The organism is Janthinobacterium sp. B9-8 (assembly GCF_000969645.2).
In the GTDB taxonomy this organism is placed as follows: Bacteria; Pseudomonadota; Gammaproteobacteria; order Burkholderiales; family Chitinibacteraceae; genus Iodobacter.
In genome coordinates this window covers 1,018,025-1,030,106 of record NZ_CP014222.1, presented here as the reverse complement: position 1 = coordinate 1,030,106, position 12,082 = coordinate 1,018,025, and the positions used below count along the sequence as shown (strand labels likewise).

The window sequence follows — 12,082 nt, the reverse complement described above, 5'->3', positions numbered from 1 at the left end:
GATTATGCACTTGTGAAAACAAATGGTTCGGCGTAATAGCCATCTAAAAACTGATTCAAACCGCTCACTGGGACGGGCCAACTAACTTACAGGTTCAGGTCTTAAATTTGAAATGAATACAACAACCGATTTGAGAATAGATTACGTTAACCTATCTTGGAACTACACTTTTCCACCAGAGATAGAGACGGCCCTCGAAGACGACTATGTAGTAAATCCAGATTTTTACGACGAGGAATCACTAAAGAGGGTGAAATGCTTGCTGCTAATAGCACCAGATGCTTCCCCACAGCAAGCACTCTGCGAAGCAAAACGAGAGCACCCTGTCTTTCGATGAATCCAAAAGACTGGAAAGCCCACCTCTAGATTTATTGGTACTGATGAATAATGAAAAAATATGGGACTTACAAATTAAGCTCCAATTTTTGAGGTTTTACTACCAAGTTTCAGTACGCAGCACCGCCTGATAATGGGTATTGCGCACAATGCAACAATCGGCAATAAGTCCGCAAATTATGCAAGCTTTTATAGAGGCATTCTTTACCATTTAGAGCCATATTTGGCGCGGCTTAAGCCATCCTCATGCAGGTGCATAAAAAATAGTGTGTTAAGTGGGCAGGCGTGGCGGGGTCGCGAGGGCGCGCGATGGGGGCTGAGGCAGATTCTTCTCAAAATACAGGCGTAAAAAAGCCCGCGCTTGCAGGCTTGCTGTTTGCTTGGGTTTGTTTACGCCACCACGTAAGGCTTGAAGCGGATCACCTCCACCCCCAGCCAGTCGTTTAACTCTTTCATGCGCTCCTGCAAGGGTTCAATCTCGTTATAAGCAAACACCGTGGCGGCCTTCTCTACATCGCCCAAGCCACTGGTGTTGTTGGGGATGATGCCCATCAGTTGTGCCGGTACGCGATGGGCGCTCAGCTGGTCGTCGCGGCTTACGTTCTTAATATTCCAAAAGTCACCCTTAGCCGCCACTTCTGAGATCGGCAAGATCTGCCTGCCGTCCTTCTTGCCGCCAGGCGCGTACACCATTAAGTTTTTAAAATCCCCTAGGCCTTTGCTGCCTTGTAGTGCGGTGCGCAGATCATCGATATAGCTTTCGTTTTGCATGGCGTCGGTCATGTACAGGATAAAACCGGCGAGAGAAAATGAGGCCACGGATCACAGAGCCGTCGAACCTATGAATTCCTTTGTAAAACACGACACCCCCTGTCGAATCAAGGATTCAAGGCCTTACGAGCACCGCCTTAAGCTAAAGCACCATCAGGCAAGCTCTTGATCCCCAATCAAAAAAATCAAGTGCTTAAGCATATTTCACCCCATCCACTCCACTTTCTAGCTATTTTTCGCCCATCTTACACCATTCCCCATACCTTATATTCCAAATAGATATATGCATTAAATTTTATATTCTTTTTGGTAATTTAAAACACTCGTTATAGTGTTTCAACCTTACCAAGAAAGCAATGCCATGCAAGCAAATCTCTTCCCTCTGATAGCCCTGCCCAACAGCCACTGCTGCCGCCGCTCCCTTTAAACCATATCCCTACATAAAACCGCTCCTTGCCAAGACAAGGCGCAGGGACTCACTTTGCCTTTTTTCCAGCACCACAGATAGGTACCGAGGATAGTCATGTTTAAACCATTAGCCATTGCGCTGGCCATTAGCGCTGCCTTTCCCGCCATTGCAGCAGAAACCGCTCCCAATAAAGTAGAGCGCATCACCGTTACCGGCTCCAATATTCGCGTCAGCCAAAAAGCAGGTGCAACCGCCGTGCAAGTGATTAGCGCTAAAGAAATTGCAGACAGCGGCAAAACCAGCGTCTCCGAAGTGATCCGCTCAATTTCTGCAAATAGCGGCAATAGCTATAACGAGCAATTTACCGCCAGCTTTTCAGCAGGCACCTCGGGCGTTTCCTTACGCGGGCTGGGCCAAAAAAACACCTTAGTGCTAATTAATGGAAAACGCATCAGCAGCTATGCCACCGCACAAAACTTACAAGAAACCTTTGTTGATCTGAATAGCTTACCCATGGCGGCTGTGCAAAGAATTGAGATCTTAAAAGACGGCGCATCGTCTGTTTACGGCTCGGATGCCGTCGCGGGCGTAGTCAATATTATTTTATATTCAGAGTTTAAAGGCACCGAGCTCAGCGCCGAGCTCGGTTCATCCACCGAAGGCACGGGGCAAACTGAAAAGAATTTCTCTATCAAGACCGGCTTTGGTGATTTTAATGAAGATAATTTCAATGTCGTGTTTTCTTTAGACGGGCAAAAGCGTGATCAGCTCGACCAAAGCGATGTGAGCTGGCTAAAAGAAGGCGACTTCAGAAATCAATCAGGCGGCAGCCTGAATCGCACCATCACCAATTACTACGAGGGCGATCCAACCAGACTCATTGGTGGCCCCCAAGGCCCGCTCAAGCTTACGGATTACGGCAGCATTACCGACGGCAAAGCTGGCCAGGTTTTAGCCTATAACGACGCGCCCTATAGCACCTTGATCCCAGAAGTAGAGCGCTACCACGCCTTTGCACGCGCCAATTTGCGGATTAACGATGATACGCAAGCCTATGCAGAGTATTTATATGGCTTCTCACGCGCCAATCTGACCTTTGCCGCTCCGCTCACCGTCAGCAGCTCTTTACGCGCTTGGAATAATCAAAAACAAGCTTTAGATACCATCGATAATAAATTGCCGGTAGGCCACCCCAACAACCCCGGCACCACGCCACTCGATTTTACCGCCACGCTATTTGATTTAGGTAAACGCCTCAAAACCGATGAAGTCACCCTGCATCGTATTTTATCCGGTGTAAAAGGCACTGCCTTTGGCTGGGATTGGGATGCTTCGCTTGCCTACTCACAAAGCACGCTGGAAGAAACCGTGCAAAATTTTGTAAACCGCTATGAATACGAAAAAGTACTAAAAGACGGCAGCTACAATTTTGCGGATCAATCTAAAAATAGCGAAGAAGTCCGCAACCGCCTGCGCCTGTCCACACTGCGCCCGGCAAAATCAAGCTTAATCACCGCCGATATTAACGCATCCTCTGGCGAGCTATTTGAGCTACCTGCAGGCAGTGTGGGCTTTGCAGCGGGCGCGCAGTTCCGACAGGAAAAAATGGATTCGCGCACCTCCGACGCGGTGCTTTCTGGCACCGAGCTGCGACCAGCCATTAATATTATTAAAGGCGAGCGCAAGGTTACGGCGCTTTTTGCCGAACTCAACATCCCCGTGATTAAAGATTTAAACGTGAATCTCGCCGCACGAGCGGATCATTACAGCGATTTTGGCAATGCTTTTTCACCCAAAGCCAGTGTTCGCTACCAAGCGGCCGATTGGCTGCTGCTGCGTGGTACAGCTTCTCGAGGCTTTCGAGCGCCTTCCCTGCCTGAAATCACTCAAAGCTCGGCAGTCAGCTATGGATTGGTGACTGATCCGCGCGATCCGATCTCACCCACTAAATCACGCGGTGTGACCAGTATTATTGCGGCCAATAGCAATCTACAGCCAGAGCGCTCGGATAACTTTAATTTGGGCTTTGTGCTCTCGCCCACCAGCGACAGCAGCATTGGCCTTGATTACTACAATATCAGGCAAAGCGGCCTGATCGGCACACAAAGTAGTGCCGATATTATTGCCAACGAAAGCCGTGATCCAAGCAAAATTGTGCGCGATGATAAAGGCCGAATCAGCACGCTTTACCGCCAGTACAGCAATATGGGCGATCGTGAAACATCGGGGATTGATCTGGATTTACGTCAGCGCTTCAAAAGCAAAAACTACGGCAACTTAAAGCTCGGCAGTCAAATCAGCCATGTTTTAAGGTTTGCCGAGCCGCTCGCCACGGGCAAACCGCTCTCCGAGGGTGCAGGCAGCAATCAATTTGGTTCGATTCCAAAATGGCGGGCAGTGAGCGATGCAACTTGGGAGATTGGTGCATGGTCAACCACCCTCACGTGGAACTATATAGGCGGCTATGATCAAGCCAATCCGAGCGAAAATGATACGGTGAAATACGTTGATTCATTCAACACTTTTGATCTGACCGCCAGCTGGAAGCTCGCCAAAGACACCACCCTCACGGCCAAAGTATTAAATCTGAGCAATACCCGCCCACCGTGGGATTCTTCAACCGATTTCTTTGATCACACGCAAGCTGACCCGCGTGGCCGCTTTGCCTCGGCCAAGCTCACTTACAAATTTTAAAGCCGCCCTCTCAATCCACCCAAGATTTTCGGATAAACCCTCAAACCCCGCCTATTTGCGGGGTTTTTTATTAGGCATTGTTAAAATTAATGTTCATAAAACAATCATTTAAATACCTTGTTACGATCTGACGTATTTTTGCCGCTATTTGTGCACAATAGAAACACGATGTTACTCAAATAGCCAGATTCATATAGAATCACCCCCAACTTATCTTAAGCCAATACAAAGCACACCAAGCTTTGCTTGCAAGCCGGATGAGCCTCCTCTGAAATCGCCTAATTTTTATGCCTTATTTATTTTTTTATAAAACATCCGATACATCATAAACGTAATACACCCGTTACCTTATTGCCAAAAAATATTTTATTAAGACTCACGAAAAAATGTAATAAAAATCTATTTTTTTATAATTAAGTCGTATTAATTTTGTAATTTTTTAATCGACAAACCTAGATAATTTAATAAAAACAATGATCTTTCACGAATCATCGAGCAAATTTTGAATAAATTTTTTATTTATCGTTGGTCAGATTTGCCTCGCCTTGCCGGGATGACTCTGCTGCTCGTCTTATCGATTCAACTTACCCTCAGCTATTTAAGCGCTGATGGCAATACTTCAATCTTCTGGATTCCCAGTGGCTTAGGCCTAGCTATCCTCTTAATTAAAGGGCCAAAATATTGGCCCACTATTTTCTTAAGCGCTTTTTTCTGTGATTTATACCGAGGCAGCCCTTTTGCTTCAATCATTGTTGCCACCACGATTGCGTTAGAAACCCTGCTCAGCTATACGCTATTACGCCGCCTAAGTATCCACGACAAATCGTTTAATCCCGCATTTAGCCATACCCATGATTATTTATTTTTATTACTGCTTACCACGCCCACGGCATTATTCGGTGCGGCCAGCGGAGCCACTGCGCTTTGGCTAAGTGGCGTAATCGAAAGCCCCCTTCTGATCGGCCATATATTAAATTGGTGGATAGGCAACCTACTAGGCATCGCCGCAATCTGCCCCTTGATTTTGGTGTGGCAGCAATACCCCAGGCAAATTGCCAGCCGCAAAATGGAGGCCATACTTTGCTTTGGTCTCACCTTTTTACTAGGGCAAATTGCTTTTCTAGGCTGGTGGCAAGCATCACTAAGCTTGCTTGCCCACTCCTACTGGGCTTTTTTATTTGTACTTTGGGCGGCCACTCGCTTTGGCCTTCACGGCAGCCTACTGATTGCCGCAATGAGCACGCTCCAGGCACTGCTCGGGGCCACTCATGGCGTAGGCATTTTTGCAGCAGAGAACACACCTAACATCAAGCTATGGCTCTACTGCATGGTGCTCAATTTACTTGCCGCCTTACTGGCACTGCTGATTAAGGAGCGCAAACAGGCTGAAGCGCTGGCTCAAGAAAGCAATCAGCGCCATCGCACACTGGTCGAGTGGTCACCAGAAGCCATTGCGGTTCATCGCGAGGGTAAATTAATTTACGTCAACCCCGCGGCGGTAAAGCTCGCAGGCGCAAGCACAGCACAGGAATTAACCGGCCAGTCACTGCTTGATTTAGTCCACCCCGATTTTTATCAAAATGTACTCCATCGCACCCAAACCATAATGACGAGCGGAATCGCCGAGCCCATGATTGAGCTAAAGCTCATCAAACTGGATGGCAGCGTAATTGATGCAGAAGTACAGAGCACCTTAATCACGCTAGATGGCCAACCGGCGATTCACGCGCTGATTCGAGATATCACACAGCGCAAACAAGCCGATCAATACGAGCAATTTCGCAGCCGTATTCTGGAAGTATTAGCCTGCGGCGAATTACTCTCCCAACAACTTGAAGCGATTGTGCTTGGTGTAGAGCAGCTTTACCCCGGCATGCGGTGCAGTATTTTATTATTAGATAAGCAAGGCAAACATCTAAAGCACGGTGCAGCTCCCAGCTTGCCTGATTTTTATAATACCGCCATCAACGGCCTCGCAATCGGCATCGGGGCAGGCTCCTGTGGCACTGCCGCGTTTACGGGGGAGCAAGTGATTGCTGAAGATCTAGCCACTCACCCCTATTGGCAGCCGCCCTACCAAGCGCTGGCGGCAAGCGCTGGCCTTGGCGCATGCTACTCGCACCCCATCCTCAGCATGGCAGGCCAGGTGCTCGGCACATTTGCCATCTACCACCCTACAGCGCATACCCCCAGCACGACGGATATCACGATGATCGAGCAATCGGCACACTTGGCCAGCATTGCCATCGAAAGAAATATCGTGGCTGAAAAACTCAGGGACAGCGAGGCGCATTACCGGCTGCTAACCGAAAATGTATCCGATGTGGTTTGGAAGCAAGATAGTAACCATCATTTCACCTATATCAGCCCGGCCGATGAAGTACTGCGTGGTTATCCCGCCCATGAAGTGGTCGGCCACTCTGCTTTTGAGCACTTAACAGCCGAAAGCATCGCAGTCACTAAACAAAAACACGCTCAAAGAAGCCACGATGAACAGCAAGGCATTCAAACCGGATCGTACACACTGGAATTACAGCAGTGTTGCAAAGATGATCACTTAATCTGGACAGAAGTCCTCTCCACCCCTGAGCGGGATGCAGAAGGCCATATCAAAGGCTATTACGGCATTACCAGGGATATTACCCAGCGCAAAGAGGCAGAAGCCGAGCTGCGCATTGCCGCAATTGCCTTTCAATCGCAAGAAGCCATGTTTGTCACCGATGTAAACTGGATCATCCTGCGTGTAAATCAGGCCTTTAGCAGCATCACCGGCTACACCGCACAAGAAGCGCTGGGGCAAACGCCAATTATGCTCACCTCCTTGCGGCATAACTCCGCTTTTTATAGCGAAATGACCGATCGCATTCGCCACAAAGGAATGTGGCAGGGCGAAATCTGGAACAGGCGCAAAAATGGCGAGATTTTCCCTGCGTGGCTCATCCTCACCGAAGTCAAAGCCGATAATGGCGAAGTCACCCACTATGTGGCCACACTCACCGACATTACCTCACGCAAAGCGGCTGAAGATCAAATCCAGAGCCTCGCTTTTTATGATCCGCTGACCGCCCTGCCTAATCGCCGACTATTAATGGATAGACTGGCCCAAGCCATGACCCTTGGTGCCCGGCACGACAGTAAAGGCGCACTGCTATTTATCGACTTAGACAATTTTAAAATTCTGAACGACACGTTAGGCCACGATAAAGGCGATCTTTTACTGATCGAAGTTGCCAAGCGGCTCTCTGCCAGCACCCGACAGGGAGACACCGTGGCCAGACTGGGTGGTGACGAATTTGTGGTGATGCTGGAAGACCTGAGTGTCAACTCGCTGGAAGCGGCCACCGAAGCCGAGGCCGTAGGCGAGAAAATACTCAGCACGCTTAATCAGACTTACCAGCTTGCCGATTATGCCCATCACAGCACGCCCAGCGTGGGGATCACGCTCTTTGGCGAGCAGGCAGAAAGCTTAGATGAGCCTTTAAAACGCGCCGATCTTGCCATGTATCAAGCCAAAGCTGCCGGGCGCAATACCTTACGGTTTTTTGATCCGCAAATGCAAGCCGATGTGACCCAGCGCGTGGCGCTTGAAACAGGCTTACGAGAAGCATTAGAAAACCAGCAATTTACGCTCTACTACCAGGCACAGGTTAAAGGAGCAGGTCAGCTTACCGGCGTAGAAGCCTTGGTGCGCTGGCATCACCCCTTGCGCGGCATGGTTTCTCCTGCTGAATTTATCCCGCTCGCCGAAGAGTGCGGGCTTATCTTGGCTCTGGGTCACTGGGTATTAGAAGCCGCGTGCAAGCAACTTGCCCGTTGGGCTATTTCCCCGGAAATGAGCCATCTCACCATGGCGGTGAATGTGAGCCCACGGCAATTTCACCAACCCGATTTTGTCGAACAAGTACTCGCTATTCTGACTCGCACAGGCGCATCCGCACATCAGCTTAAGCTGGAGCTGACCGAAAGCGTGCTCATCGCCAATGTAGAAGACGTGATCCTTAAAATGAGTATCCTGAAACAGCAGGGCGTGGGCTTCTCGATTGATGACTTTGGCACAGGCTACTCTTCGCTCTCCTATTTAAAACGGCTGCCACTCGACCAGCTTAAAATTGATCAAAGCTTTATCAAAGATATCCTAAGCGATAGCAACGATGCAGCGATTGCCAAAATGGTGATCGTACTAGCAGACAGCTTAGGCCTCATCGTGATAGCCGAAGGCGTAGAAACCCAAGCCCAGCGTGATTTTCTTGCCAGCCAAGGCTGTCAATCCTACCAAGGCTATTTATTTAGCCGGCCACTACCGCTGCACGAATTTGAAGCCTACGCCCTCTCCGGATTAATCAGCTAAGCCATGCCCATCCAGCATCTCAGCCATCTCACTTTTATCGTCAAAGACCTCGAGCGTATGGCGTGCTTTTTGTGCGAAGGCTTGGGCGCTGTGGAGATTTACGACAGCCAGGCGCAGCGCTTTTCGCTCTCGCATGAGAAATTTTTTAGCCTAGGAAGCCTATGGCTCGCCGCCATGCAGGGCGATCCACCCACTGAACGCAGCTATCAGCATGTCGCGTTTAAAGTAGAAGAGCACGAACTAGCCGGCTATCAGGCAAGACTCGAAGCCCTCGGTGTAGAAATCAAACCTCCCCGCCCCAGAGTAAAGGGCGAAGGACAATCGCTCTACTTCTATGACTTTGACAACCACCTGTTTGAGCTTCACACGGGTACGCTGACGCAAAGGCTAGCGCGTTATAACAAGGATACGGAGCCCTATTAACTTAATAGGGCAAAGCTTGGTTTTATAGGGTGTGCACATTGTTGCGCACGGTGATGCGTGACACCTACGGCTAATTTAGTGCACCGCGAGCAACGCTCCCCTTGCGACAACACCCCACTACGCCACTCATTGCGGCTTGTGTAGCATGGGGACTCCTAAAGCTGGAGTTGACTCAATGAATAAGCCATTCATCGCCACACTCATCATCTTACTGATCACCCCCGCATGGGCCAAACAGCCCGTAGCCACGGGCTATGGTGGCGCAGTAGCCACCATTTCTGAACCTGCCAGCCAGGCCGCCATGCGCATTTTAAATGCGGGAGGCAATGCCGTAGATGCGGCCATTGCCGCCGCAGCCACACTTGGCGTAACCGATCCTTTTAGCTGCGGCATTGGCGGCGGCGGCTTTATGCTGATTTATTCGGCCAAAGATAAAAAAATCATCAACATCGATTCCCGCGAAACCGCTCCTGCCTACTTTAGCCCGCAAATCTATCAAAAAGAGGGCAAGGAAATGGAATGGGATGATGTAGTGCCCACTGGCATCTCGGTCGGCGTGCCCGGCACAGTACGCGGCTGGCATGAGGCATTGGCACGTTATGGCACCATGGACATGGCGCGGGTATTGCAACCTGCCATTCAAGTCGCTGAAACTGGCTTTAAAATCAGCCCCAATTTCTACCGCATCAATCAAATTAACGAAGCCAAATTCGCCCGCTTTAGCTCAACATCCGCATTGTATTTAAAAGACGGCAAAGCCCTACCCCTTGGCACGAGCTTTCGCAACCCTGATTTGGCCGCCACTTATCGTGTAATCAGCAAGGGCGGTGTAAAAGCCTTTTACGAAGGGCAACTGGCCAAACGGATTGTAGACACTGTCAACGCGCCCCCGGTAGCGGCAGGCGTTGCTGTGCTGACTGGCAAAATGACACTCGCCGATTTAAAAGATTACGAAGCACGCCTACGCCAGCCGATTCATTCCACTTACCGAGGACTTGATCTCTACGGCATGGCCATGCCTTCATCCGGCGGGATTGCCATTGCAGAAGCGTTGAATATACTGGAAGGCTTTGATCTTAAAACCATGCCACGAGAGCAAGTCGAGCATCTATATATGGAAGCCGCCAAGCTCGCCTTTGCCGATCGCAACGCTTATGTGGCCGACGGGGAATATACCGATGTACCCAAAACCGGCCTGTTATCCAAGGCCTATGCGGCAGAGCGCGCCAAGCTGATCGATCTAAAACAAAGTCACGGCAAGGCCAATGCTGGCGATCCCTTTTTATTCCAAGACGATCAATCCCGTCCACTACGCCCCAAAGTCAGCTTAAATACCGAGCCAGCGCACACCACCCACCTTACAGTAAGCGATAAGGAAGGCAATATCGTTGCCTATACCTTTACCATCGAAGATTGGGGTGGCAGCGGCATTGTGGTACCGGGCAGGGGCTTTTTGCTGAACAATGAAATGACCGATTTTGAATTTAGCGGCCCACACCCGAATATTCCCGAAGCAGGTAAACGCCCGCGCTCCAGCATGTCACCTACCCTCGCCTTTAAAAATGGCACTCCGCTATTTAGCATCGGCTCGCCAGGTGGCTCAACCATTATCACTACCGTATTGCAAACCATCGTCAACCATATTGATTTAGGCATGCCCCTTGCCGACGCGCTGGCTGCACCACGCCTTAGTCAAAGAAATGGCGACAAAACCCAGGTTGAAACGCTATTGAAATTTGTAGGTAGCCCGCAAGCCAAAGCGCTGGAGCAATATGGACATCAATGGACTGAAACCGACGAGATTGGTGCCGCCAACGGCCTGCAGTTTAATCACGACGGCAGCACTACGGCGGTGAGCGAGCCATTACGCCACGGCGGCGGCAGCGCCATGATGCAAAGGCCGCAGTGATTTAAATAGACACTTCAGCTTAAAACTAAGGGTGCAAAATCTCGAACCACAGAGAACACGGAGAGCACAGAGCTTCACAGAGGAAACAAGAGATTTGCTGGTTTTCTCTGTGATCTCTGTGCTCTCATTTTACTCTGTGGTTCAAGGTGTAGCTCTCTACCAAGGTAGGCTGAAGCCACTTTTTAAGCTAATACCCACCCTACAATGGCTGAATATTCAACTTAGCAAATAGATTACGATCGCGGCTCACATCGGGGTTGCCAGTAGTCAGCAATTTATCGCCGTAGAAAATCGAATTCGCCCCTGCCATAAAACACAAAGCTTGCATGGCTTCTGGCATTTGCTGGCGGCCAGCGGAAAGGCGTACAAAGGATTTGGGCATGGTGATTCGGGCCACGGCGATCATACGCACGAATTCTGTCCAATCAATCGCCTCGCCTTCTTCTAGCGGCGTACCTTCGATCTTCACCAGATTATTAATCGGCACCGAATCAGGCTGCGGCTCTAAATTAGCCAGCTGAGCGATCAGGCCAACGCGATCTAACCTTGTTTCACCCAAACCCACAATCCCGCCGCTACAGACATTCAGGCCTGCTTTGCGCACCTTGCCCAAGGTATCTAGGCGATCCTGATAGCTGTGGCTGGTCACGATATTGGCGTAATTTTCTGGCGAGGTATCAAGGTTATGGTTGTAATAATCCAAGCCTGAATCACGCAGCTCTTCAGCTTGCCCTTCTTTCAGCATTCCAAAAGTAGCGCACGTTTCTAAGCCCAGCGCTTTCACGCCCGCAATCATTTTTTTGACTTCAACTAAATCTTTGGTCTTAGGGCCGCGCCATGCTGCGCCCATACAGAAACGCGATGCGCCGTTTTCTTTTGCAATGCGTGCCACGTCGATCACTTCATCGGCGTTCATCAATATTTCTTTTTCCAGGCCGGTATCGTATCGGGCTGATTGCGAGCAATAGCCACAGTCTTCTGAGCAGCCACCCGTTTTTACTGACAGCAAAGTTGAAAGCTGTACTTTATTGGCGTCAAAATGCTGGCGATGCACGGTCTGGGCACGGAATACCAAATCATTAAAAGGCAATTCAAACAACTCAGCCACTGCATCCAGCGAGTAAGCACCACTTTCCGGATGAGGTGTCAGGCGTTTAAATTCAATCGTTTGGGCTTGATGTTGAGTCATCGT

The 12,082-nt window shown here is 49.7% G+C and carries 5 protein-coding genes and 1 pseudogene; 4 read left to right on the top strand and 2 right to left on the bottom strand.

The window, feature by feature from the left end:
* Positions 1 to 726: 726 nt before the first annotated feature.
* Positions 727 to 1,143 (bottom strand): annotated as a pseudogene (locus VN23_RS04515) (phage portal protein); the annotation flags it as partial.
* A 487-nt stretch (positions 1,144 to 1,630) separates the two neighbouring features.
* Between VN23_RS04515 and VN23_RS04510 the strand changes: the two are divergent.
* The 4 genes from VN23_RS04510 (at position 1,631) to ggt (ending at position 10,890) form a co-directional block, all read left to right on the top strand.
* A complete protein-coding gene (locus VN23_RS04510; RefSeq protein WP_046349871.1) occupies positions 1,631 to 4,210 on the top strand; it encodes a TonB-dependent receptor in 2,580 nt (859 codons plus the stop codon).
* Positions 4,211 to 4,712: 502 nt separating this feature from the next.
* The gene (locus tag VN23_RS04505) at positions 4,713 to 8,558 is read left to right on the top strand and encodes an EAL domain-containing protein (RefSeq protein WP_052746347.1); all 3,846 of its coding nucleotides are present in this window, start codon (positions 4,713 to 4,715) and stop codon (positions 8,556 to 8,558) included.
* A 3-nt stretch (positions 8,559 to 8,561) separates the two neighbouring features.
* On the top strand, positions 8,562 to 8,981 hold the full coding sequence (gene fosX / locus VN23_RS04500) for a FosX/FosE/FosI family fosfomycin resistance hydrolase (protein ID WP_046349870.1): 420 nt from the start codon (positions 8,562 to 8,564) through the stop codon (positions 8,979 to 8,981).
* 175 nt (positions 8,982 to 9,156) lie between these two features.
* Positions 9,157 to 10,890 (top strand): gamma-glutamyltransferase, encoded by a 1,734-nt coding sequence (ggt, locus tag VN23_RS04495; RefSeq protein ID WP_046349869.1) that lies wholly within the window; start codon positions 9,157 to 9,159, stop codon positions 10,888 to 10,890.
* Between the two features lie 199 nt (positions 10,891 to 11,089).
* Here ggt and bioB read toward each other — a convergent pair whose 3' ends face one another.
* Complete coding sequence (gene bioB / locus VN23_RS04490; protein ID WP_046350163.1) at positions 11,090 to 12,079, bottom strand: biotin synthase BioB; 990 nt, start codon at positions 12,077 to 12,079, stop codon at positions 11,090 to 11,092.
* Between the last annotated feature and the right edge of the window lie 3 nt (positions 12,080 to 12,082).